We start from the raw sequence: 24659 nt of genomic DNA, 5'->3' as shown, positions 1-24659 counted from the left end.
GTAAGCCTTTTTGTTTTCTAAAGCGAAAAGTTTTCAAATTCAGGCGTCATCTCAAAGTCACCTGCACGCTCAATTTCTGTATCAAGCTGCATTTGCTGGTGCCATTTCGACTCATCCCAAATCTCAAATTTATTTAATAGCCCTATTAGCATGATCTTTTTCCCCAAACCTGCGTAGTTACGTAATGCCGGAGAAAGTAAAATGCGGCCATTCTTATCTAATTGGTACTCAGTGGCGTGCCCAACCAGCATGCGCTGCAATCGACGCGCTCTTGGATTCATACTGGAGAGCTTTACAAGTCGAGCGGCAATTTCATCCCACTCGCTGCGAGGGTATAACCAAAGGCATGGTTCGTTAATCGCAATAGTGCAAATCAGCGAGCCCTGCTCTTCAGACAAAATTGGTTGGCGATACTTAGTTGGTATCGCAAATCTACCTTTATCATCTAAATTTAGCGCACTTGCACCTGAAAACATGGAGCAACCAACCTTATCGTATTTTTAACCCTTCAGATCCAATTTGATCCACAAAAAACCACTTTTTCCCACAACTGCACAGTCTATGACTTGACTAGTATTATTGTCAAGCCGAAAACTAAGCCGAAAATATCAAAAAACCCAGATAAAATGCGGCTTTGCTGAAAGCCTATGAAATGCTTGAGAAAACCCGAAAAGGCAGGAATAAAACTTTTTTATAACAAAAAATTCATCTATTTTTTCGCACTATGATGATTTTACAAGCATGACTTTTCGACAGGCTATGACGTGCAAAATGAGTTTCATCTTCTTGTACAAGGAGTAATCAGTTAAATTCATCACTAAACTTGGCGCTAGACTGGATTTTTTATACAATTAAGAGTCTTGCTGCTGTAAATCACCGAGCGTTATTATTTTAAATTTATCAATACCACGTCGCTTTAATCGCTTACTCTTTTTGCTTTGCCTACCAGGCTTAGCCGTGATCCTCTTTCAGTTACTTGAAGAGCGTACAGATATTTTAAAAGAGCACGAGCAACAAGCGCGTGCGCTCGCATTACAGATCTCACAGCTGCAGCGTGCCGATCTCAACGCAACCAGAAGATTACTTTCCCAATTGGCGAAACATGATGAACTGCTAAAAGCCAGTAATGGCCAATGCAGTAGCCTGCTTACTCATGCCAGTTTGATCACCCCTAACATTGCCAATATTGGTTTGATAGACCTGAATGGTGATGTGTTATGCACAGTAAAAAACACCAATCAAAGCATAAGCATAAAAGACAGACGTTATTTTCAAAGCGCTTTAAACACACAGCAGTTCGCGATTGGTCAGTTTCAGGTTGATCGTTCAATTAACCGCTTAACCGTCAATTTTGCGATGCCTGTTTTTGATCGTCACGGTAACTTAACTCATATACTTGCTGTAGCTAAATTACTAGAACAGTGGAGTCAAAGCTTAAATCAATTGACTCTACCAGCTAACTCTCAAGCAATTATTACCGATGTTGATCACAATATAGTTGCCAATTATCCGTTTGATTATGCACAACTCGGCCAACCTACCAATGAGCATTGGCCCAATATGCACTTTCAAGGGGTTTTACAATTTGAAGCCCCAACTGGTGAGCGCAGAATTTACTTACGACAACATATCGTCGAAAACACTTCGAGTAGTCAGCTTACGCTACATTTATCTATTCCCTTTGAGCATGCTATTGCCGCCGCAAATCGCAAAGTTAGTCTAATCTTTACTTTATTTATTGCCGCGCTGTTACTTATGTTTTGGCAAGCACGTAAACAGCTCAATAAAGTGCTCCTGCAACCTTTAAAATCACTCCAAAATGCACTAGATGCTTTTGCTAAAGGGAACAAAACTCGCTTTCAACAAAGTGGCTTATCTCCTGAGTTTAAAAGTATCGCGAGCAATTTTGAAAATATGGCAACCCAAAGGCTCACCGCTGAGAATGCGCTCGCACATAAACATGCCGAATTAGCTAGCCTGATCCAGGCGCTACCCGATACCTATTTGCGTATTGATAACGAAGGCAAAGTATTGGCGTCTAATGTCACCTTTTCGAGCCCGCCCAAGCATATACTCGATCTACTGCCTCAGCATAGCTGTGATCAATTACTTAACACATTACAAAACCATTCTCTCAGTGACACAAATCAATTTGAATTTACCGCGCAAGTCGATGGCAATCTCCATACCTTTGAAGCTCGAACCAACCTCATAGATACCCACCAGCAAGCTATTATTGTGCTGCGTGATATTACAGCGCGTAAGCAACAAGAAGAAGCGATGAAGTTAGCAGCCATGGTATATAAGAACTCGAGTGAGGGTATGACCATCACCGACGCTAACGGTATTATTTTGGATGTGAACCCCTCTTTCGAAAAAGTCACCGGCTACTCTAAAGCTGAAGTCTTGGGTAAAAATACCGCATTACTGGGCTCAGGAAAGCATACTAAGCAGTTTTATGATGACATGTGGCAGCAGATCCAATCTAAAGGTGCGTGGCAAGGTGAAATCATTAATAAACGCAAAAATGGCGAGTTATTTACCGAATGGCTTACCATTAACTCTGTTTATGATGATGCAGGCAACCCTTACCGACGAGTCGCCATTTTCACTGATATTAGTGAGAAAAAGCGTCAAGATGAGTTGATTTGGCGTCGTACTCATTTCGACCAACTCACTGAACTAGCGAACCGCTTAGAACTGAAACGTCATTTGAAGCAGCAACTCAGTGAAGGGGTTTCATTGGCCATCCTGCTACTCGATCTCGACCACTTCAAAGATATTAACGACAGCTTAGGTCATTATCATGGCGACAAACTGCTCAGGGAAGTTGCCAATCGACTCAACCAGCTGGCAGGTAAATGTAGTTTACTTTCTCGTATAGGTGGCGATGAGTTTGTATTAGTGATTTCTGAAAGTACCCAACATGAGCACCTGATGCAAATAGCTGAGCAAGTGCTTACATCGCTTAAACCAGCTATTTATCTTGATAATGAAGCTTGCCATATTAGTGCCAGTGTCGGCATTGCAGCCGCACCTAAAGATGGTAATAGCAGTGGCTTACTGCTAAAAGCAGCAGATCAAGCTATGTATTTGGCTAAGCAACAAGGGCGTAACGGCTTTGCCTTTTTTGACGCTGAGATGCGTCATGCTACAGAACAACGCATGCAACTGCTGAAAGATTTACGTATTGCGATACAAAAGCAGCAATTTGAACTGTATTATCAACCTATCGTTGAGATGTCATCACGTAAGGCAGTCAAAGCCGAAGCCCTGATCAGATGGCTGCACCCAAATAAGGGCATTATAAGTCCAGCGATGTTTATTCCACTTGCTGAAGAAACACAACTTATATTAGAAATTGGCGAATTTATTTTTGCATCAGCTTGTCGCACTCAAAAGAAACTCATATCTGCAGAGCAGCAAGTACAACTGAGTATTAACGTCTCACCGATACAGTTTTCTTCTAAACATAGCCGTTTAGTTGATTGGAAAACACACCTTGATGAGCTTTCTTTAAATGCTGAGCAATTTGTCATTGAGATCACTGAAGGCTTAATGATGAATGCTCAACAGCGTACCCAGTCGCGTTTAAATCAATTATCAAAGCAAGGTTTTGCTTTAGCACTCGATGACTTTGGGACTGGTTATTCATCTTTGGCTTATTTAAAGCAAATGGATACCGATTTTATTAAAATCGATAAGCGCTTTGTGGATGGCATTGCTGAAAGCCCTGATGATCTTGCACTATGCGAAGCCATGATCATGATGGCACATCAACTGGGCTTAAAGGTGATTGCTGAAGGCATTGAAACCGAAGCACAACACCTGCAATTGCTTGCTGCAGGCTGCGATTATGGTCAGGGCTACTATTACGCTAAGCCAATGCCCGAAAAAGCTTATTTAGAGTTTATGAAAGGCGTTTAAAACAGCTTAATTAAAAAACTAAATACAAAATATGATTAAGAGTCTAAAAGTCGCTTAAGCAAACTCATCAAGCCGTCTATCTCTATCGGCTTACCTAGATGAGCGGTGAAACCTGAGCTCAGATACGTTTTAACATCTTGCTCCATTACATTGGCTGTCAAAGCAACGATGGGCAATTTAGGGAGTTGCTCTTTGATTATCTGGCAGGCCTGCACACCATCCATTTCAGGCATTTGAATGTCCATCAGCACTAAATCATAATGCTGGTTTGTCGCCATCTGAGTTGCTTGCAAGCCATTTTCAGCAAAGTCTATGCTCGCTTGTGTTGGTGCCAGCATTGCATTAATGACCAAGCGGTTTACCTGATTATCTTCAGCGACCAAGATCTTATACTCTTGCAGATCAGGGAGATCTGCATGAACTTCTGCTGTTTCAATAACCTGCTCTGCAGGTATTTTTATGAGCGGTAAAACAACCTCAAAACTGCTGCCATGGTGAAGTTGGCTTGATACAGAGATCTCACCACCCATTAAGCCAACTAGCTGTTTAGAAATAGATAAACCGAGTCCTGTACCGCCATACTTTCTTGTTGTAGACGCATCGGCTTGCTCAAAACGATTAAAGAGACGTGCTATTTGCTCGTCACTGAGCCCTATTCCAGTGTCTTTCACTGTAATGACAACCTGATCATCACCCATCTCTGAAACAGTGACTTTGACCTCTCCATCTGAAGTAAACTTAATGGCGTTTGAAATAATATTCTCAAGCACCTGCTTAATACGTGTGCTATCGCCTTGTCTAAATAGCCAAACTTCAGATGCTATCTCAATACTTAGCTGTAGCTCTTTTGCTTTTGCTGCTCGAGATTGGTTTCTGATCACTTGATCAATTAAACTTTTTATCGACAGTGGTGCACTCTCTATCTTGACCTTACCAGCTTCAAGTTTAGATAAATCAAGAATGTCATTTAATATCGCTAATAATGATCGACTTGAGCCCAGCGCACTGGCTACCAGCTCATGGTTCTTCTCACTTAATGCCGTCTTAAGTAATAGTTGCAAAGTACCCAAGATCCCATTCATCGGTGTACGAATTTCATGGCTCATATTTGCCAAGAATTCACTCTTAACTTTGTCTGCTTGCTTTAGTTCAACCACCAGCTCTTCTAGTTGCGCAGTTTGCTTATCGACACGCACTCTTAGCTGCTCATTAAACCCAGCTAAAATCATGGTAAATGACATGCCCAATGCGGCAACTATCAACCCTATTGTGAGGGTTAACCAACTTAACCAGTCTTTATTGTTGTTCTCAAAGCTCTCGGTACTTTCAAAACTCAGCTTCCAACTACGACCAAACCAATCTATTTGATATTCTGTGGTAAAGTGCAAATCATGAAGATCATGCTTAACTTCAGGCGTATAGCTATACCAAAAGTCTTGCTTTGATAAATCACTTAAAGTGTAACTGAAGCTATGTTTATATCGGCTAGTTGATAAAATTCGCTCAACGATAACATCAATTTCGAGTACAACTTCACTCAACCCCAATAACCTATCGGGGTCATTTTTATCAAAAACAGGAAAATACACCACATTCCCTGTCGCTTTATTCGCTTGTTGCGCCAGCACTAATGGCGCTGTTGCGATGGGCGTTTTTTGCTTAATCGCTTTTGCCGCAGCCGGCCCCGCAATAGGGTGGCTCATGACATCTAAACCAATTGCTGGTGCATTGGCTTTATATGGGGCTATTAAGCTGATAGGTAATAAAATATCTTCAATCTCATTGCTGTCGGGGGCTTGTTTGATTTTTGCATCTGCAATGCCCGACTGCGCCAGAGACTTTTGCCAAGCAGCAAGGTTTTCAGTTCGAACAAAATCAACCCATCCTAAGGCGCGATATAGCTCAAAATCATCACTTAAAAAATAGCTATAATGCTCAAATTCATCGATATTCATCGTATGACCCGTTTGCATTAATACCCCGAGCGCTTTTAAATCATTTTCAATAGAATTTTTTAATAACTGCATCGAAACTAGCTTTTGCTCAGTGATGTTCGCAAAGCGAGTGTAATGGTTGTCATAATAGACATTACGAGAGTAATTAAAGGTCCAACATACTGTGATAAACAGTAAGCATGCGGACGCTAAAATCCATGATTTATGACTGACTTCTGTATAGCTGCGGCTTTTAAACAAAAAAGTACATAGCGGTAGGAAAAATAATACACCAACGGTGTCGCCTACCCACCAGGTAAACCATACAAACATTAGACTATCTGAATGGATGAAACCTTGCTGTAATAAGCTCCACGCGCCGAAAGAAGACGATACTATACTGGCGATAGGCCCGGCTAATAAGAGCGCTTTAATAAGTGTTTCTGCATATTGAAAATTTAGCGGAAAACGGCAAAAGCGCTTCATTAATGAGTAAGCAAAAATACACTGCAGTACGCCTGCGGCACTGCGTAAAGCATTCCAAAAGATATTTGAGAAATCAAAGGGGACACCAAAAAAACCGGAATTATATAAGTTTGCTAATAGTGTTCCGAAGAATAATGGCAGGAGTGAAAATCGACCAAATGCCAACAGGCAGGCAACAGACCAACCAGCAGCGGGCCAAATCGCACTTGCAAAACCAGGCTCTATATTGAACAGTGTGCCAAACAGACCCAATACAAAACAGCTAATGGTAATACCTAAAAAATACCCACTTTTGATTGTAAAAGGAGCGTCTTGTATACCCTCAGCTTTCAGCATAACCATAAATACATAATTTCAAACATGTTAAAAACATAGCATAAGTTATCAGACTAAGCGGTGTTTTATATCAAAGTCCCTAAAACTCAAATTGTATACAATATTTATTTCAGCTATGATCCGCATTCCATTTAACCAAGCAGAACTCCATCATGCGTATCACACTCGTTATTCTTTGTTTGTTAGCCACACTTTTGGGCTGCCATTCAAACATGTTAAACACCGAAGAGGACACTCCCATGACCCTAGATAATTTAGCAGAACAGTATGTAAAATTAGCTTTGGCTATGGGTGAGCACCATCCTTATTATGTCGATGCTTATTATGGCCCTAGTGAGTGGCGAACGGGTGAGAAGCGACCTTTAAAAGACTTAAAAGAAGATATCTCAACGCTGCTTGAGCAATTAGAACAAGTGCAAAACTCAGAAACGCAATCACAGCGTAAAGCGTTTCTTCAAGTACAAACTAAGTCAATGTTGACCTTCATCCAAATTATCAATAACGAACAAGTCAACTTTGATGATGAGTCTTTGCGTTTATACGACGCCGTTTCTCCAAACATTACCGAGGCCGAACTAGATAAAGCACTGAATGAATTAGACTTAATGCTGCCAGGACAAGGCTCAGTCAGTGAGCGTATGAATAATTTTATTGAGCAGTTTGTGATCCCTAAAGACAAACTAGATAGTGTGTTTAAAGCGGCTGTTGTTGAATCTCGTAAAAGAACTAAGCAATACATAGAACTTGAAGAACAGGAGAGCTTCACCATCGAATATGTTCAAGATAAAGTGTGGAGCGGCTACAACTGGTATCAAGGAAACAGTTTTAGCTTAATTCAAGTGAATACAGACTTTCCCATTTATATTGCTCGCGCCATAGACTTAGCCAGTCACGAAGGCTATCCAGGGCACCATGTATTTAATTCCCTCATGGAAAAACATTTAGTTAATGGGAAAGGCTGGATTGAATACTCGGTGTACCCGCTGTTCTCGCCGATGTCATTACTTGCAGAAGGCAGTGCCAATTTCGGCGTTGATGTGGTTTTCCCACATTCTGAACGTATCAAATTTGAAAGAGACGTTTTATTTCCATTGGCTGGACTAGATGCCAGCAAGGTCGAGTTGTACTACCAAGTACAGGCTGTAAAACAGCAACTATCATATGCTGATAACATGGTCGCAAAACGTTATTTAGATGGTGAGATTGACGATCAAAAAGCCATAGAATTACTTATAAAATACACCTTAGTCACAGAGAAAAAGGCGCAACAACGCCTAGGCTTTATTAAAGCTAACCGCGCTTATGTTATCAATTACAACCTTGGCCAAGATATCGTTAAGGACTATATTGAAAATCAAACAAAAAAAGGCACGCAAGCAGAGATTTGGGCATTATTTAGCGAACTACTTGCCAACCCAAAAACAGCAAGCATGATGCAATAACACTATTTTTATATTGATTTTTTAAAGGCTGCCTATGGCAGCTTTTTTTGTCTATTCTTCTACTTCCTTCACTTATCTCAATAATACCTAACCACCAAGCATCAAAATAACCTCTTTACAAAATAGTACAGTTGAACTATTTTAAAATATAACATTTGTACTATTTGGTATTACCCATGAAATTCAACTATTTTCAAGACAAACAAAATCGTTTTGGCATTCAAAATGTCACGCGCGCTTTATCTGGCGGGCTAATAAAACTCGCGCCAAAGTTGAGCCTTACCATAGGTAAAAAACTGCTACTCAATCCATTTGGTAAACGTCATTATGCCTTTAATGAACTTGAAGCTGATGATGTCATTCATCTAAATACCTCTTTGGGCAAAGCACACATCAATCTATTTGGGCAAGGCAGCAACCTTGTGATTGTCAGTCACGGCTGGGCAGATAACAGCTCGGGATTTGAAGCCATGATTATCAATTTATTATCGCAAGGATTTAAAGTCGCAGCCATCGATCACATTGCGCATGGCAAGTCCACAGGGAAGCAAACTCATTTATTGAATTTTATTGAGACTTTAAACGCCACCGTCGAGTATTTTGAGCAAAGTGAGCATCAAATACATGCCATTGTCGCGCATTCAATGGGCGCAGTTGCGACACTGAATTTACCTGAAGACAAACTAATCAATAAAAAACTGATATTGATTGCTACGCCTATTAACTTCTTTGAACTCATGTTTGAAAAAGTCAATAAAGCAGGCCTTTCAACCAAATTACTGACTCAGGTGCTAGACAATATTGGCGCTGAGTTTAATCGACAGTGGCAAAGCCTATGTCTCAGCCAGCATACTAGTAAACTCTCTGAGCACATCCACTTTATTCATGATGAGCAAGATAAATACGCCAGTTATCAAAGTGTCACCGACTATCTGCAGACACACAAATCCCCATTGTTTACCACGCAGGGGCTTGGTCATCGAAGGCTTTTAGGCGATACTAAGGTCATAAAACATATAACTCAGGTGATCACTACGTGATAAGTAAAGGCGAACGCACTCGTAACGAGATCCTCAAACAAAGTATTAGATACAGCAGTCAATTCGGTCTCGCTGATGTCACAATCGGCAGCGTTGCAAAACTCTGTGGTTTATCTCGAACGGGTGTTATTTCTCATTTTAAAAATAAAGAAGACATGCAAGTTGCCATCTTACAATATGGTGAAGCTCTATTTATTGACCGAGTGATCACCCCGGCTCGCTGTGAAAACTCTTTAGATCACTTGGTCAACTTATTAAACTGCTGGAGCACCTGGATCAATGACATGTTCAACGATCCACAAATGAGCTGCCCGTTTATCAAGGCTGTGGTTGAATTTCAAAACCGACCTGATTCGCAGGTGCGTAGCTTTGTTATTAACCAACAAGAACGCTTATTGAGTTACCTAACACATCGTATTGAGCGCTGCATTGAGCAAAAACAATTCTCGTCTGACATCCCAAGTCATGTCATCGCCTATGAACTTTATAGTTTATATTTAGGGCATGCCATTACAAAATATACTCTTTCCCAAAACAAAGCTGGCGAGCTGTTTAAACTGAGTGTCTTAAGGTTAATAGAGCAATATAAATTATAACTATTTAACTCGTGAATTACCGTTGCTCAAGGGAGGAGCAAATAAATTACTACGACTCAGCACATTTGTTGTGATAGCTTATACTCATAGTTGTTGACGTATCACCGATTACTCTCAAAACAAGTAATACTAAGAAAATAAAAACACAAAGGCGTGCTTTATATGATCAGTACCGAATCATTTATTGCGACTTTTTCAAGGCGCTACAAACTAGCTCTTTTCGTTATCGTACTGGCCATCACTACCTCATTTATCACTTTAAACGAACAGCAAATAAAGCAGCGAGATAACTCAAGAATTATCAATATTGCAGGCGAACAACGTATGCTATCGCAGCGTTTAGCCTTAGTTATGCACCGTTTAGAGGCACCTGAAAAAGCGCAAGAAATTCAGCGCATAGCAGCTAAGCTATTAGACAATCAGCAATTCTTAATAGAAAAACTCACAACAAAAAGTGCTGCAACACAAGCTAAGCTGTCTCAACACTTCAAAGACACACAACTCGCTTTACGTTTAGAGCGTTACACCCACTTAGCAATTGAAGCATCTAATAAAAATACAATAAATGACCTGTCGCTGTTCGAACAATTTGATAACGAAAAGCTTCTACATGACTTAAACCACACCGTTACCTTGTTTGAACAAGCGAGTCTTACCCAACAACTAACGTTACAAAGAGTAAACCTAGCCTTTTGGGGGCTCTCGATGTTGGTCATTTTGTTTCTAGTGTTTGCGATTTTCAAACCGACGCAACGTTGGTTATCTGAGACCTATCAAAAGCTGTTGTTAGAAAAGAATCGCGTAAAAGACGTGCAATTTGCAATCAATCAGCATGCGGTTGTTATGCGTGTTGATAGTCAAGCTAAACTGTTATTTTATAATAGTAAATTTACTGAGCAATATGGTTTCAACAAGAAAGAACTACTCGGTCAAAGCATCAAAAACTTACACAGCGGTATTCATAGTGAGGCTTTTTATCAAGAAGTCGATAATGCCATTAAGAATCGAAGTGTCTGGCAAGGAGAGATTTGTAATAAAGGTAAAGATGGCCGACTTTATTGGTTCGACACCAGCATCGTCCCTATCAAACACATAGAAAATGAAGTCGATAGCTCTATCATCATCCAACACGACATCACTGAAAAGAAACGAACTTTAGAAGCGCTAACGCAAATTCACAACATCACCAGTGATTCGGCGCAATCTTTAGATGAAAAAATAGAACGCTTATTGTTGCTAGGTAGAGAGGTGTTTAATTTACCTTTGGCTATTGTCAGTAGCATAGATGAAGCTAAGAACTCTTATTTGGTTAAATATGCCTCGACCCCTAATGGGGCAATTACTCCGGGTACTACCTTCGAGTACCAACACTCTTATTGTCTCCATACACTAAAAGCAAACCATGCCATTGCCTATCATCATGTTGGGCAAAGTGATATTGCCACGCATCCATGTTACGAAAACTTTTCCCTAGAGAGTTATATTGGCTGCCCACTCGTTGTATCAGGAAAGCGCATTGGTACGCTGAACTTTTCGAGCCCTGAAGTCACTCCACATGCTTTTACACGATCAGATCTTGAAATCGTTCAAGTGCTAGCACACTGGATAAGCAATGAGTTCATGCGCGAAGAACAAGAAAATAGATTACTTTCACAGCAACAACTTATGGCACAAATGAGTGAACAAGCCAATATCGGAGCTTGGGAATTCGACTTGGCCACAGAAAAAGTATATTGGTCAGACATGACCAAACAAATACATGAAGTAGAATCTGATTTTGAGCCAGAGCTTAGCACAGCCATCAACTTTTATAAGCCAGGGTTTAGTCAAGAGCGCATTTCTGAACTGGTTGCCCAATCAATGCAAAGCGGCGAACCCTATCAAGAAGAACTACAAATTGTCACAGCCAAAGGCAATGAAGTCTGGGTTGAGGCCAAAGGGCAGACGGAGTTTAAGGACGGAAAGTGTGTTCGTATGTTTGGTTCATTCCAAGATATTACCGAGCGAGTCGAAGCGCAAAACAAGCTTAAATTCAGTAATCAAAGGCTCGAATTTGTTTTGGATTCAACCGGTGTCGGCATTTGGGACTGGGAAATTGATTCTGGTAAAACTACCTATAACGAGCGCTGGGCAAATATTTTAGGTTACAAACTCAGTGAACTAGAACCTACCGATACCTTAACTTGGGTAAATCAGGTTCATCCAGAAGATTTTAAATACTCAGAGCATGCGCTTCGAGAGCACTGGAATCGAGAGAAAGAGATATATCTGTGTGAAATTCGTATGAAACATAAACTCGGTCACTGGGTCTGGATATTGGACACCGGTCGTGTGGTTGAGTGGCATATTGATGGCTCACCAAAACGCATGATAGGCACCCACTTAGACATTAGCGCTTCAAAGCAAGCTGAGCAAGAAATACAAGATAAAAACGAACGTATGGCGCTAGCTGCAGATTCTGCAGGTATCGGAATTTTCGACTATAACCTAGTCGATGACACGTTAAGCTGGGACAACTGGATGTTCAAACTGTATGGCATCCCTGAATCTGACTTTTCAGCAGCATACAACGCATGGGAGGAGTCTTTACACCCTGATGATAAAGCTTCAACGGAAACATTGTTAAGTGAAGCGATTAAACGAGATATTAAATTTGATACACAATTTAGAATTATCTTACCTAATGGCAAAATCCGTCATATAAAAGCCTCTGCTATCAACAAGGTAAATGAAGATGGTCTTGTTACCAATGTCGTGGGTGTAAACTATGACGTAACCGAACGCGTAGAATACGAACACGCTCTGAAACAGGCAAAAACTGACGCCGAAACAGCCGTCATAGCGAAAAATGAATTCTTGGCCAGTATGAGCCATGAAATTAGAACGCCGATGAATGGGGTGATTGGGATGCTTGATTTACTCACAAGCAGTGAACTTTCTGATGAACAGCAGCACCGTATTTCAATTGCGCAAAGTAGTGCAAACTCACTACTGATCCTGATCAATGACATTCTCGATTTTTCTAAGATTGATGCCGATAAACTCGAATTAGAAAATATTCCTTTTAATCTTACAACTTTGCTTGGTGAATTATGCGAGTCATTTGCCATGACGGTCGACGCCAAAGGGCTAGAACTGATCCTCGACACAACAGAGTTAGCAAACCAAATGATTATTAGCGACCCTGGTAGAATTAGGCAAATTCTCACAAATTTAATCGGTAATGCAATTAAGTTTACTCATAACGGCGAGATTTTAATCTCAGCTCAATTACAAGGCACAGACTTAAATAACCTAACACTTATCTTAAGGGTTAAAGACACTGGCATAGGTATCGCTCAAGACAAGCAAACACACGTATTTGAAACATTTAGTCAAGCTGACTCCTCTACGACCAGAAACTATGGGGGAACAGGGCTTGGCTTGGCCATAGTTAAAAAGCTCTGTAATCGTATGAATGGTTCGATCTCTTTACAAAGTACACCAGAAGAAGGCAGCGAATTCACCTGCTCTATCAAAGTCTCTGGTTGTGAAAAAAATCACACCAAGGTGCCTAATGCAGACATTTCCTCACTGAGTATTTTGGTCGTTGATGATAATGAAACAAATAGAGAGATACTAAATAAGCAATTATCACAATGGGGTGCAAAAGTCACGACCAGTCACAGTGGTGAGCATGCCTTAACTCTTTGTAAGAGCCAAACTGGGCCTATGTTTGATATTGCTATTTTAGATATGCAAATGCCAAATATGAATGGCGCTCAACTAGCACAACACCTGCAAAATCTGCCTGATTGCGAGCAAATGCAACTTATCATGATGACCTCAATACAAACCCGGGGTGACGCAAAGTATTTCGCCGATTTGGGCTTTAAAGGGTATTTTCCAAAACCCACTACAACACAAGATTTATTAGGCGCACTCAAAATTATCTCTGATAAGGGAGACTCTTTAAAAAACGCCAAACCGCTGATCACACATCATTATATTAATGAACTGCATCAGACTGATGATACCTCTGGGATAGATGATCTTAAACACCTACTAGATTTAAACATTCTGCTTGTAGAGGATAATCCAGTGAACCAAATAGTGGCTAAAGGCGTTCTTAAAAACTTAGGCCTGAAGTGTGACTGTGCTGAAAATGGGCAACAAGCTTTAACGCAATTAAACTCACAAGCCACTCCTTATGATGTCATCTTGATGGACGTACAAATGCCCGAGATGGATGGTTTCCAAGCCACGCGTCTTATAAGACAGGGTAAAGCGGGCTTGCACCATCAATCTACCTATATCATTGCCATGACAGCCAATGCGATGGAGGGCGACAAAGAAAAGTGCTTAGACGCGGGAATGAATGAATATATTGCCAAGCCAATAAACTTAAATGCGTTGAAGACAGCCTTGCTTAGCTCAAATACAAAGCCGTCAACAGACTCAAATAATTAATAAAAACGCCCACTCGTGATGGGCGCTCGATTGTTATTTGTTCGAAATTTATCTATTAACGTACTGATTGCACAATAAAATCCAATACATCATTTCCTGAAGAGCGATAGCTCAAATCAAATAAAGGCGTTGGTTTATTTACCAAGCCACGCTCAACCACTTCGTTAGTAATCGCAAAATCAAGTAATCCGGTTTTACCGACCAGCAAATTATCAAGCGGTTGTGTCTTTGCCAGTTCAACGATATCTCTAAAGCCGCTTAGATATAGATAATCTTTGGTAAAGCCACCACCTCGGTAAACACGGGTTGTTAAAGTAAAAGCAAAATCTCTGTCTAACTCAAACTCACTGACTAAAGTGTGGAAGGTTTTCACAAAATCGCGATGCTTCAACATGTAATTTACGGCGATAACACGCAACGCCAAGGTTTGCAGGCGCGATATTGTCAAACTCCCCGAACAATACTCACTGTAGATTGCCAAACCTTCTTGAGTATGAGTATTGCCTGACAAACCTAACCCAAACACCTTCAACGGTTGCTTTTTAGCATTCAGTGTCGTCACCATATGAATGCCTAACTCATGAAAAGCAAAAGCATGAATTTCTTTTTCGGTAAAACTGGCGTCTCGGTTAACCAATAACAATACTTTGTCGTTATTGACCATGGCCTTGGCAACTATTTTTGCCGACTTCTCGATACGACAGTTTAAGCCCCACTCTTGCGCCTGCGCTCTAAAGCAAGCGATTGCCTCATCCGCATTCAATACTTTTTCATTTTCATCAATTTGTGGCTTTAAGTGCAGTAAGAATCGTGCGTTCGCAATGTCATCTTCACTCGGCTCGCCATAATATTTTAATGAGTTATACATAAACTCATCGGTACCTATGGTGGCCAACAAATCAATTTTGTTCGCCAAATTATCAATGATATGACGATACAGCTGCTGGATATCGGCATCGAGAATATTATCAACCGGTAACTTATATAGCTTTTCTCTGAACTTATAAGGATTAAGGTCTAGCTGCTTATAGTTAAAACTCGGCGCAACATAGCTATTTTTCATAAACTTCTTACGCTGCGCTTGCAGGTTTACTGGGTTAATAAAGTTCAGCGTTTCGATATGACGACATAACGAGAATAACGCTTTATCAACCTCTAGTACCTCTGGGCTGATACTGGAAGACAGCATATCGGCTTTTTGCATGCGCTTTTTACTGCCAAAACGGCGAATAAAATACGCAGCGGTTTCAGAGATAGCACTCTTAAAACCTGCTTTTAACTCTTCAAGCACCAGAGGATAAACATCACCCGATGTTTCATCCATAAAGACTTTTTTGACCTCAGTTGGTAGCACTAAGGTGTTATCAAAGTGTGCATTGACATGACTTATCAAGTAACCACGACCGTGAAACACTTCGTCTGTTGCAGCGCGCACTGCTAAGTTAGGCAACTCAATCTTATTCAATTGCTTCTCAAAATGCTTCACCACACTGCCCCAGCGCTCGACATCAATTTGCCCTGAGCCAATATTAAACGTCGGCGTGTCTTTTTCGATACGCTTGTAGTTGTACGAGTGAATATCAAACACAATTGCACGGCTGAACAGTGACTCTACTTTGGCAATGATCGCCTCAAGCACATTATAAAAAGACTCATGCTTAGCTTGACTAATTACACGTTGTTTCGCACTCAACGGCTTTTGCCACACCTGTTTATTCCATGCTGTTTTAAAATACGTCGACAAGGTTTTTGCACGGTTTAAGTCGTATTCAAAACGCGAGTCGTTTCCTATTAACTGAATAGGAAATGACGAAATAAGCTCATCGGTATAAGGATCTTCTTCAAAAAATCGCTCATCTTTGCTGAGCATAAAACTTTTTTCTAGATCTTTACGCAAACGGTGGCCGTTATGAATGGCCGCACAGACCACCGGCGTATATTCATCAATTTTAACAATAAACGCGCCGCCTTCGACTTCAGCGTGAAAGCTCTCACCTTTAATAATTTTCGCGATACACGCCTGCTCAGACAGCGTTAGCATTTTCGATTACCTGTCTGAATTCAGTTTTACGGTTGCGTACTAGCTCTTTGGCATGCACGACACTTTCAACAAAATCAATTACTTGTGCTTGTAATTTCACGCGGTTTAATTTGTTGATACGTACAATGCCACCGGGGCTTAATACATTCACTTCAATTAGCTTGCCGCCGATAACGTCAATGCCTGTTAGATACAAGCCATCGCGAACAAGTTTAGGGCCGATGTACTTACATAGCTTTTTCTCTTGCTCAGTCAATTTATGTTTCACAACTCGGCCACCCGCATGTACGTTTGAACGCAGATCACCATTCGCAGGCACACGCTTCATAGCACCAATCGGTTCGCCGTTGAGCATCATAATGCGCACATCTCCCTCTTCCGCACCTTCAACATAATCTTGCAAAATAACGTAGTTTTCGCCTTTGCCATTTTCATCACCGCCGATATAAAAATCGAGTAACGATCTAAAGCTCTGACGTGCCGACTTTTCTATGACAATCACACCACGGCCACCAAACCCATCTAGGGGCTTTAAGATCATGCGATCGCTGTCAGACTCATCAAAAATACGCTCTAAGTATTCGCGGTTTTTTGATACGTGTGTAGCTGGAATAAACTCGCTCTCAGTATCTTGAAAAGACGCCGTGTAGATTTTGTTGTTCGCAATACGCAAACCATCTAAGTCATTCATGATGAAAGTATCGCCACGCACTGAGTCTAAGAAATTCAATGCTAAGGTATCTAGCGGCGGATTCGCACGCATGATAATGGCATCAAAACCTGCAAGCGGTAGTTGAGTGCGCTTTAGATCGGCATTTTTGTAAAAACTTACGACATTGTCAGAACACTTTGTTTTACGTGTAAATACATCACAGAATGCACTCGCCACGCTATCTCGAATAGTCAGGTTATTCACCGTTGACATAGCAACAGTATGACCGCGCTTAACACACTCATGAATTAAACGAAGCGTAGTATCTGTCTCAGGCTCAACACGATCCCAAGGGTACATAATAAAACAAATTTTCATGGCTATATGTCTTTAAGGTTTTAAGTACCAACCCGCTTAACTCACTATTTTTGAGGATTGGTATATCAGTAACAGAAATAAAATTAGCCAGTCGAAACTGGCTAATTGGCAATCAGATATAAAGATTGGGTCGTATGATTAATCAGCTAAGCTGAATTCATTCCCCATGTCTTGCACAGTACGGCCGCTGCTTCTTGAGAAGCTATGACCCACTTTGCTTTTATTAATTGCTTTTAAGTATTTTTTCCAAAGTTTGGCAGCATGTAAGGTGCTTTCACCCTCATCATTTACCTGTACTACAAATAATTGCTCTTCGTCATTTTCAGGCTGCAACGTCTCATTCGCCAGTGCACTTAACGTATGGCCGTAGCTTTCTAAAAACTCAGCCTCTTTCAACGTAAAATGACCGCTTCTTGATAACCCATGTGAAAATGTGTGGTCGCCATAAAACAGTGTTTTACCTTTACGGATCGTCGTATTCATATGTTCCCCTAAGTGGTTTGCCATATAACGGTTAAATAAAGTGAGATACAACTGATTAATCTATACCCAGCTTTTATGAACAAATTATTGCCAAGAGCAAAGAAAGCTCTTATTTGCGGAATGTATGCAAAAACCAATAAGAAGAAAAACAAAAAATATTTGTCGTGAAGATAATATTTTTTTAAATTGAGGCCATTATAAGAAGTGAGCCATGACACATGGATATTAGAGTCTTTAAAACGTTTATCGCCGTTGCAGAAAATCGCCATTTTGGACGCGCTGCAGAAACTTTGTATATCACCCAAGCTGCTGTCAGTGCAAGAATAAAACAACTTGAAGAGTTTTATAATACGGCTCTTTTTATTCGAGAAAAAAATAATTTAAGGCTAACCCCTGCCGGAGAAGCGCTGTTATCTCATGCGCATTTGATGGTGAGCCAAATGGCACAGTCTAAGCTCTCTTTATCAATTGCCGCCATGCAGAAAAATACCTTTAGTGTTGCAGCTACGCCCAATGTTTGGGACGCTTTTTTTAGCTCTCGTATTCAAGACATGCTGGCACTCTTTGAAGACCTAGTTGTTGGTGCTGAGCTCTCTGTTCGAGAGGCGATTCAAAGAAAGTTAGAAGACCGTTCATTAGATGTGGGCTTACTCACCGATCCGATCAAAGACAGCGACTTTTGTAATGAGCTAATTGGTCATTTTGATTTATCATTGGTTGGGAGCCGCCCTCAATTCGAGGCCAAAGTCGAAGATTATGTGTTAGTTGATTGGGGTATCACCTTTCAAAAAGAACACGCTTTGCACCATAAAGTCACCCCTAACTTTAAAACCTCTGCCGCTATGATTGCACTTGAAGTTTTACAAACTAAAGGCGGATTTGCTTACTTGCCCTACCCTCTGGTTCAAGCGCTAATTGAAAGCGGCGAGTTATTTGAAATCGAAACACCGTTACAAATTAAGCGACCAATTTACTTGGTTTATCGTAAAAACAACCCTCAGGAGCAATTAATTACTGAGTTTAAGGCATTGTTTTCTAAGCTTCAGTAGCAGAAATCTCCGCTGCGATAAATTTAAAACACTCTTGTGATAAATTTGTGAATAATTAGCCATAGTTTCGCGATAACTGTCTTGCAAACTAGATTTGTGTTTAACAAAACTATAAAGAGCAAGACATGAACAAAGCAACAAGTGCACTCATCGCAGGACTAACATTAATGGCTGGCGGTACAGCAATGGCCGCTGATGTAGAAGTAAAAATTACCAACCTCACACAAGGTATTTATTTCACCCCGCTCCTTGTCGCAGCACACAGCAGTGACGCACACCTTTACCAAATTGGCAGCAAAGCGTCTGAGCCATTACAAGCAATGGCTGAAGGCGGCGATATTTCAGGTCTTGTGGATGTGCTATCAGGCATCAATGCTAGCGCTGCAGCAAATCCAGCTGAAGGGTTATTAGCACCTACCGCATCAACTATGGCTATGGTTGAAAGTTCTGAAACTAATTCAACCCTGTCTATTGTCGCCATGATGTTACCAACCAACGATGGCTTTGTGGGCCTTGATGCTTGGCCTATTCCAACTGAAGCAGGCACATATCATATCTACCTAAATGCCTATGATGCAGGCACAGAAGCAAACAACGAACTGGTCGTTGATGGCTCTGGTGCACCTGGCTCATTGGGTATTCCAGCCTCTCCGGGTATGACTCCTGGTACGCAAGGCAGTGGTGTAACCAATGAAGAAACCAACATGATGGTACATATTCACCGCGGGAATTTAGGTGATGACGAAGCAACAGGCGGTAAAAGCGATTTACACAACACAGTACACCGTTGGTTGAACCCAGTAGCTAAAGTGACTGTAACAGTAAAGTAAGAGGCCTAACATGAAAGCACTCAAATTATGTGCGCCTGTATTTGCAGGCCTATTACTCGCAGGTTGTGGTGATGACGACAATGATGTGATGCTAGAAACACCTATGCCTACGCCGCCAGCAGCAGAAGAAATTATGCTAAAAGTGACAGCGGTGAACCTCACTAACGGACAGCCACTTTCGCCAATTGGTATTGCACTACATAAAGAAGGACAATTTTGGCAAATCGGTGAGGCGGCCAGCGCCGAATTAGAAACCTTAGCTGAAGGCGGGGATAATTCAGGGCTACTCGGATTAGATGTGGTTATGATGTCAAGCTCAGCAGATGCCCCACTTGCGCCAGGCTCAAGCCAAGAGTTAATGCTCACTACCGAAAGCCTTGAAGACTATAAATTGTCTGTAATCACCATGATGGTGAATACAAATGATGGGTTTACCGGTCTTAATGCTATGGACGTATCAAACCTAGCAGAAGGCGACAGTATTTCTATGCGTACCTATGCGTATGATGCAGGTACCGAAGAAAATACTGAAGCACAAGGGACTATTCCTGGCCCTGCCGATGGTGGAGAAGGCTTCAATAGTGCCCGAGAAGCCATGGATAAGGTCGCGATGCATCCTGGCGTTGTCGGTAATGATGACGGGCTCTCTAGCTCAGTGCTAGATAGCATGCATAAATTCGATAACCCACTGATGATGATCACAATAACAAGAATGAAATAAACCCTACACGCCCATTTCACGGTGTGTGGGGTGGGCAATACAAAGTAAATCATAGCTTATTGGAGTTGAGATTTACTTTAAGAGGGTTGAAATATGCAGCATAAAGTATTGGTCGTTGAAGACGATCTCGATATTGCAGGGTTAGTTCAAGTGCATTTAAAAGAATTGGCACTTGATGTTGAGCACGTAAGCGATGGGGAAAGCGCCATGGCAAAATTAATGCAAGACCACTTCGACATCGTGCTACTCGATATTATGTTGCCTGGCATGGACGGTCTCAGTGTTTGCCGAGAGATCAAATCTCTATTTCCTCATATCAGCGTGGTATTACTGACCTCAAAAAGCAGTGAGATGGACAGAGTAATTGGCCTAGAGATCGGCGCCGATGACTATATTTGTAAACCTTTTAGCTATCGAGAATTCCAAGCAAGGATCAAAGCGCAGATCCGCCATATTAAATTGCTCAAAATGCAGCAACAGCCAACCGATACAATCGCAACAGCGCCAACTGCCTTGATGTTAGGCGCGCTGCAAATCGATACCGGAGGCCATGAAGTCTTCATCAATGATCAACTTATTGACCTCACCGCAACCGAATTTGATCTGATCCACTTCTTTGCCAAACACCCCAATCAAGTATTTTCACGTGCCCAATTGCTCGAATCAGTTTGGGGTTATGACCACTCAGGTTACGAACATACTGTTAATTCACACATAAACCGTCTTCGCAGTAAGTTAGGTAACTTATGCCAACAAGACATCATAGAAACAGTATGGGGTGTAGGTTACAAACTTAACGCCAAATCACTGCAACAGGCATCATTATGATCCAATCTCTTTATCAGCGCCTCAGTCTGACCATTTCAATGGTGCTTTTCATCATACTCATTTCGTTTGTAACTTGGACACAATGTGTGTCTGAAGTGTCTCGATCTCAAGCTGAGCAAAAACTACATTTAGGCCTTGCGGAACACCTCGCCAATGACAACCCCTTGCTAAAACAAGGCGTTTACGACTATAAGGCCCTTGAAAGCCTATTTCATACCTTAATGGTACTGGGCCCGTCTTTTGAGTTTTACTTTGTCGATCCTAGCGGCAAATTAGTCACCTACTCCGCAAAACCTGGCGATGTTAAAAAGCAAAGTATCGATTTACGCCCTTTGTTGCAGCTCATAGAAGAGCCACACAACTTACCGATTTTTGGCGATGATCCACGCAGCTTTGATCAAAAAAAAATCTTCTCGGTTGCGCCTGTGTATAACAATGACACGCTTCAGGGGTATTTATATGTGATTATTGGCTCTTCTGCTTATGATTCTATATTTACCCAAATCAGCAGTTCAGATCACTTGTTTCAACACTCCGCTGGCTTGTTGATCTTATTGATCATTTTACTATTCGTAGCGGTACTACTCTTTCGCTATATCACCTCGCCCCTTAAGCAACTGAGTGACTTTATTCACAAAGCAGAAGAAGTGAAATTTGATTTAACCGAGTTGACTATGCCGCAGTGGTCAAATTCTGATAACGAAGTCCATCAGCTTGGCAACAGTGTTAATCAGATGCTGGTGACAATTAATCAGCAGATGGCACAACTCACAGAACTCGACTCACAACGCCGTCAATTATTAGCCCACCTCTCTCATGATTTGCGTACTCCGCTTGCTTCATTGCAAGGGTACTTAGAATTGATTGAAAAACAGCATGCCAAGCCTGAGCAACAGATGCATTTTCTGCAAGTTGCACTTAAAAACTGTATTCAATTAAAGAGTCTCATAGATCAAATCTTTGAACTCGCGCACCTTGAATCTGGTCATGCCAATGTGCAATTTGAAGTGTTTAACTTAGGTGAGTTGATTTACGACATTTTGGCCAAGTTCGCGCTAAAAACTGAGCAGGCCAATATTACTTTAACAGTGCAGCCGAAAACATTTGATGCCCAAGTTTACTCTGACATCGCCAAATTAGAGCGGGTGCTAACCAACTTGATTGATAACGCCATTCGACATACGCCGTCGGGAGGAAACATCACCATTGAAGTCAGCGAACACAATAAACAATATGCCTTGGCCGTGCGAGATACCGGACTGGGTATCAATGCCAAAGAGCTGCCTTATATTTTTGAAGCCCGTTACAAGGCAAGCAACAGTCAAGGCTGTAAAAAGACCCATGCGGGTCTAGGGCTGGCGATAACCTCCCGCCTTATTCGTTTGTTAAAATCAGAGATCAAGGTTGATAGCGAATTAGGTAAAGGCACCGAGTTTTCTTTTGCTGTGCGTAAAGCCGCAGATTCACTTAATTAACCTGAACCTAGATTAATTTAATTAAACAACTTCCTTAGCTCGCTGGGCGTCATGCCCGTCCAGCGTTTAAAGTTGCGGCGGAAGTTTGTCACATCTGCATAATCTAGTTGTTGCGCAACTTGCTCGTTTGAACAACCCCGCTCACTTATATGGATCACCGCTTGCTGCTTTTGTAGCTGATCTTTCAAAGCTTGCAAACTGGTATTGTGGGCTTTTAGCTTCCTTTTTAAAGTCGCCACACTCACACCTAAACATTCACTGAGCTCAGTTGCAGACTGTTTAGGACTCAGAGCGAGTAATGAACAGACATACTGTAAAAAACCGACATTATTTTCTGCATGTTTTGATTGCTGAAGATAGAAACCACGCATAGAAGTTAATGCTAAAGTTTGTGGCCGATACATGTAAGTAGTGGGCACACTCACCATAAAACAAGGCTGTGAAAAATGATATTGCAGCTGCAGATGCGATTGGTATTGTTCCACATGTTTAGGTTGCGCATAGGGCAGTTTGACCGTTAAATGCGTCACCATGTCAAAGCGCCATCGGCATAACTGGTCAATCACGGCTATCAGAAATTCGGCCATAAATTCCATGCAAGGCGCTGACATCTGAGCTACCGCGGGATTCACGACAAAATGGCGTGCATTTGCGCTACGATAACTTTGAAAAAACATCAATGGCCAAATTTGCGCTTGCCTAACTTGTAAAACTCGGCTCATATCTAACAAATTCCGGCTATTAAGTAGTGCCTGAAAAGCCGCTTCAGGCTGGCTAAATAGCCAATGTCTCGCTACTAAAAAGCTCACGCCATCTTGACTTAGGAGCGTTTGAGCATTGTCAAAAATTTGCGCCACCTGCTTAAAACTCACTCGCTTGTTAGGTTGATGTAAGTCTTCATTAAACAGACGACTGCCTTTGAGTAACTTATGACTACTCACACCTCTTTGTTCAGCCATCTCAATCAAAGGCAGTAATAATGGCTGCATTGCCAAAATAGGGCTATCACTTTCAAATACCTGCCTCATGCCGCCACCGCTTTGAGTTCATTTAAGCTTTGGCTTAAACGTTGTAACAGGGTACTGTGATCGTCATCTTTACGGGCTGCCATACATTGCCATTGCACACCTTCAAACCCCAGTGCGCTATTGTGATTATCATACGGCGTATGACTGGCCACCATTTGCGCCACCTGTTCAATCACGGCATGTGCTTCCACTAAATCAGTATCAGGTAACAACACAATAAACCTATCAGAGGCATAACGGCAGGCCAAATCGGACTCCCGCAAGTTAAGCGTGATGATCTGACCAATATCTGAGAGCAAACTATTGCTTCGAACGCCCCCATATTTACGATTAAATTCACTGAACCCTTTAATATCAAGTAAAGCCATACAAAATCCAGTTCCACTCTCACGGTAAGCGTGTAACTCGCGCGCTACCTGTTTTTTCATATAATCAGCGCGGTACAAACCAGTAATAAAGTCCGTTAAGCCATGCTCACGATAAAAGCGTTCTTTCTTTTGCAATAGATGATTTAAGACCTGCTGTTCGTGATACCAAAAATACATTGCTAAGCTCATCAGCCCCATTCCTAAAGTCGCAGGAAGCGCTTCTAAACTCGTTAGCCAGTCATATTCAAGATCAAAGCGATAAAATTCATCTAAGAAGTCGAGCAACAAAGAAATATGTAAAGCACTCAAGCCAAGAAACAATAAGTTCGTTACCTTGCCTTTAGGCCGAGTGAGCAAGGTCGCCAGTAACCAAATCAAGGTCATCACCGCGATACCGCCCTCACCAAAGCAGTCAATCCAATCTATCTCGCTGGCAGGCTTGGCGCTACCAAAAAGGCTCACCATGCATATTGCTGCGGCAATAAACACTACTAGCAATAGTAATAGTCGCGTGTGAAGTTTTAAAAATGAATCAGTCATAACAGCAAATAAGCGCTTAAAAGTATCACCATGCTACAAAGCTGGCAGGTTTTATC

General features: G+C 41.5%; 17 protein-coding genes. 10 read left to right on the top strand and 7 right to left on the bottom strand.

What is annotated here, in order from left to right; all coding sequences use genetic code 11:
- Nucleotides 1–17: 17 nt before the first annotated feature.
- Nucleotides 18–476: a division/cell wall cluster transcriptional repressor MraZ gene (gene mraZ, locus ACGHEH_RS18005; protein ID WP_390448110.1), complete on the bottom strand. Its 459-nt coding sequence runs from the start codon at nucleotides 474–476 to the stop codon at nucleotides 18–20.
- A 481-nt stretch (nucleotides 477–957) separates the two neighbouring features.
- Between mraZ and ACGHEH_RS18000 the strand changes: the two genes are divergently transcribed.
- On the top strand, nucleotides 958–3927 hold the full coding sequence (locus tag ACGHEH_RS18000) for an EAL domain-containing protein (RefSeq protein ID WP_390448107.1): 2970 nt from the start codon (nucleotides 958–960) through the stop codon (nucleotides 3925–3927).
- Between the two features lie 35 nt (nucleotides 3928–3962).
- Here ACGHEH_RS18000 and ACGHEH_RS17995 read toward each other — a convergent pair whose 3' ends face one another.
- Entirely contained in the window at nucleotides 3963–6683 is a 2721-nt protein-coding gene (locus ACGHEH_RS17995; protein ID WP_390448104.1) for an ATP-binding protein, read from the bottom strand.
- A gap of 239 nt (nucleotides 6684–6922) precedes the next feature.
- Between ACGHEH_RS17995 and ACGHEH_RS17990 the strand changes: the two genes are divergently transcribed.
- The 4 genes from ACGHEH_RS17990 to ACGHEH_RS17975 all read left to right on the top strand — a co-directional run bounded on the left by ACGHEH_RS17990 (nucleotide 6923) and on the right by ACGHEH_RS17975 (nucleotide 14210).
- Nucleotides 6923–8125 (top strand): hypothetical protein, encoded by a 1203-nt coding sequence (locus ACGHEH_RS17990; RefSeq protein WP_390448101.1) that lies wholly within the window; start codon nucleotides 6923–6925, stop codon nucleotides 8123–8125.
- Between the two features lie 176 nt (nucleotides 8126–8301).
- Nucleotides 8302–9165, top strand: a complete 864-nt coding sequence (locus ACGHEH_RS17985; RefSeq protein WP_390448098.1) for an alpha/beta hydrolase — start codon at nucleotides 8302–8304, stop codon at nucleotides 9163–9165.
- Nucleotides 9162–9761 carry a TetR/AcrR family transcriptional regulator gene (locus tag ACGHEH_RS17980; RefSeq protein WP_390448095.1) on the top strand — a complete coding sequence of 200 codons (600 nt, stop codon included), beginning with the start codon at nucleotides 9162–9164 and terminating at the stop codon, nucleotides 9759–9761. The genes ACGHEH_RS17985 and ACGHEH_RS17980 overlap by 4 nt, the downstream gene beginning before the upstream one ends.
- 162 nt (nucleotides 9762–9923) lie before the next feature.
- Nucleotides 9924–14210 carry a PAS domain-containing protein gene (locus ACGHEH_RS17975; RefSeq protein WP_390448092.1) on the top strand — a complete coding sequence of 1429 codons (4287 nt, stop codon included), beginning with the start codon at nucleotides 9924–9926 and terminating at the stop codon, nucleotides 14208–14210.
- Between the two features lie 55 nt (nucleotides 14211–14265).
- Here ACGHEH_RS17975 and ACGHEH_RS17970 read toward each other — a convergent pair whose 3' ends face one another.
- From ACGHEH_RS17970 to maoP, 3 genes are all read right to left on the bottom strand, one after another.
- Nucleotides 14266–16251 carry a flavohemoglobin expression-modulating QEGLA motif protein gene (locus ACGHEH_RS17970; RefSeq protein WP_390448090.1) on the bottom strand — a complete coding sequence of 662 codons (1986 nt, stop codon included), beginning with the start codon at nucleotides 16249–16251 and terminating at the stop codon, nucleotides 14266–14268.
- A complete protein-coding gene (gene gshB / locus ACGHEH_RS17965) occupies nucleotides 16235–17281 on the bottom strand; it encodes a glutathione synthase (protein WP_058028645.1) in 1047 nt (348 codons plus the stop codon). The genes ACGHEH_RS17970 and gshB overlap by 17 nt, the downstream gene beginning before the upstream one ends.
- A gap of 138 nt (nucleotides 17282–17419) precedes the next feature.
- Nucleotides 17420–17764 (bottom strand): DUF413 domain-containing protein, encoded by a 345-nt coding sequence (maoP, locus tag ACGHEH_RS17960; RefSeq protein WP_171037223.1) that lies wholly within the window; start codon nucleotides 17762–17764, stop codon nucleotides 17420–17422.
- Nucleotides 17765–17982: 218 nt separating this feature from the next.
- On the opposite strand from maoP, the gene ACGHEH_RS17955 reads away from it, so the two are divergent.
- The 5 genes from ACGHEH_RS17955 (at nucleotide 17983) to ACGHEH_RS17935 (ending at nucleotide 22667) form a co-directional block, all read left to right on the top strand.
- The gene (locus ACGHEH_RS17955) at nucleotides 17983–18813 is read left to right on the top strand and encodes a LysR family transcriptional regulator (protein WP_349284732.1); all 831 of its coding nucleotides are present in this window, start codon (nucleotides 17983–17985) and stop codon (nucleotides 18811–18813) included.
- A gap of 125 nt (nucleotides 18814–18938) precedes the next feature.
- Entirely contained in the window at nucleotides 18939–19643 is a 705-nt protein-coding gene (locus ACGHEH_RS17950) for a spondin domain-containing protein (RefSeq protein WP_390448086.1), read from the top strand.
- Nucleotides 19644–19653: 10 nt separating this feature from the next.
- Complete coding sequence (locus ACGHEH_RS17945) at nucleotides 19654–20364, top strand: spondin domain-containing protein (RefSeq protein WP_390448083.1); 711 nt, start codon at nucleotides 19654–19656, stop codon at nucleotides 20362–20364.
- Between the two features lie 93 nt (nucleotides 20365–20457).
- The gene (locus ACGHEH_RS17940) at nucleotides 20458–21192 is read left to right on the top strand and encodes a response regulator transcription factor (protein WP_138566159.1); all 735 of its coding nucleotides are present in this window, start codon (nucleotides 20458–20460) and stop codon (nucleotides 21190–21192) included.
- Nucleotides 21189–22667, top strand: a complete 1479-nt coding sequence (locus ACGHEH_RS17935; protein ID WP_390448079.1) for a sensor histidine kinase — start codon at nucleotides 21189–21191, stop codon at nucleotides 22665–22667. Before ACGHEH_RS17940 ends, ACGHEH_RS17935 begins: the two co-directional genes overlap by 4 nt.
- Before the next feature lie 17 nt (nucleotides 22668–22684).
- On the opposite strand, the gene ACGHEH_RS17930 is transcribed toward ACGHEH_RS17935, so the two are convergent.
- Nucleotides 22685–23695 (bottom strand): helix-turn-helix domain-containing protein, encoded by a 1011-nt coding sequence (locus tag ACGHEH_RS17930; RefSeq protein ID WP_390448076.1) that lies wholly within the window; start codon nucleotides 23693–23695, stop codon nucleotides 22685–22687.
- Nucleotides 23692–24603, bottom strand: coding sequence for a GGDEF domain-containing protein (locus ACGHEH_RS17925; RefSeq protein WP_390448073.1), 912 nt, complete (start codon nucleotides 24601–24603; stop codon nucleotides 23692–23694). Before ACGHEH_RS17925 ends, ACGHEH_RS17930 begins: the two co-directional genes overlap by 4 nt.
- Nucleotides 24604–24659 lie beyond the last annotated feature (56 nt).

Source organism: Pseudoalteromonas sp. MTN2-4, from assembly GCF_042848605.1.
Classification (GTDB): domain Bacteria; phylum Pseudomonadota; class Gammaproteobacteria; order Enterobacterales; family Alteromonadaceae; genus Pseudoalteromonas.
This window is presented reverse-complemented; position numbering and strand designations above follow the sequence as displayed.

What these genes read in the sequence shown, in the direction of transcription:
- mraZ (WP_390448110.1), bottom strand. Translation starts at nt 476, where the DNA reads ATGTTTTCAGGTGCAAGTGCGCTAAATTTAGATGATAAAGGTAGATTT.
- ACGHEH_RS17935 (WP_390448079.1), top strand. Translation starts at nt 21,189, where the DNA reads ATGATCCAATCTCTTTATCAGCGCCTCAGTCTGACCATTTCAATGGTG.
- ACGHEH_RS17985 (WP_390448098.1), top strand. Translation starts at nt 8,302, where the DNA reads ATGAAATTCAACTATTTTCAAGACAAACAAAATCGTTTTGGCATTCAA.
- ACGHEH_RS17925 (WP_390448073.1), bottom strand. Translation starts at nt 24,603, where the DNA reads ATGACTGATTCATTTTTAAAACTTCACACGCGACTATTACTATTGCTA.
- gshB (WP_058028645.1), bottom strand. Translation starts at nt 17,281, where the DNA reads ATGAAAATTTGTTTTATTATGTACCCTTGGGATCGTGTTGAGCCTGAG.
- ACGHEH_RS17930 (WP_390448076.1), bottom strand. Translation starts at nt 23,695, where the DNA reads ATGAGGCAGGTATTTGAAAGTGATAGCCCTATTTTGGCAATGCAGCCA.
- ACGHEH_RS17990 (WP_390448101.1), top strand. Translation starts at nt 6,923, where the DNA reads ATGACCCTAGATAATTTAGCAGAACAGTATGTAAAATTAGCTTTGGCT.
- ACGHEH_RS17945 (WP_390448083.1), top strand. Translation starts at nt 19,654, where the DNA reads ATGAAAGCACTCAAATTATGTGCGCCTGTATTTGCAGGCCTATTACTC.
- ACGHEH_RS17975 (WP_390448092.1), top strand. Translation starts at nt 9,924, where the DNA reads ATGATCAGTACCGAATCATTTATTGCGACTTTTTCAAGGCGCTACAAA.
- ACGHEH_RS17950 (WP_390448086.1), top strand. Translation starts at nt 18,939, where the DNA reads ATGAACAAAGCAACAAGTGCACTCATCGCAGGACTAACATTAATGGCT.
- ACGHEH_RS17970 (WP_390448090.1), bottom strand. Translation starts at nt 16,251, where the DNA reads ATGCTAACGCTGTCTGAGCAGGCGTGTATCGCGAAAATTATTAAAGGT.
- maoP (WP_171037223.1), bottom strand. Translation starts at nt 17,764, where the DNA reads ATGAATACGACGATCCGTAAAGGTAAAACACTGTTTTATGGCGACCAC.
- ACGHEH_RS17940 (WP_138566159.1), top strand. Translation starts at nt 20,458, where the DNA reads ATGCAGCATAAAGTATTGGTCGTTGAAGACGATCTCGATATTGCAGGG.
- ACGHEH_RS17955 (WP_349284732.1), top strand. Translation starts at nt 17,983, where the DNA reads ATGGATATTAGAGTCTTTAAAACGTTTATCGCCGTTGCAGAAAATCGC.
- ACGHEH_RS17995 (WP_390448104.1), bottom strand. Translation starts at nt 6,683, where the DNA reads ATGCTGAAAGCTGAGGGTATACAAGACGCTCCTTTTACAATCAAAAGT.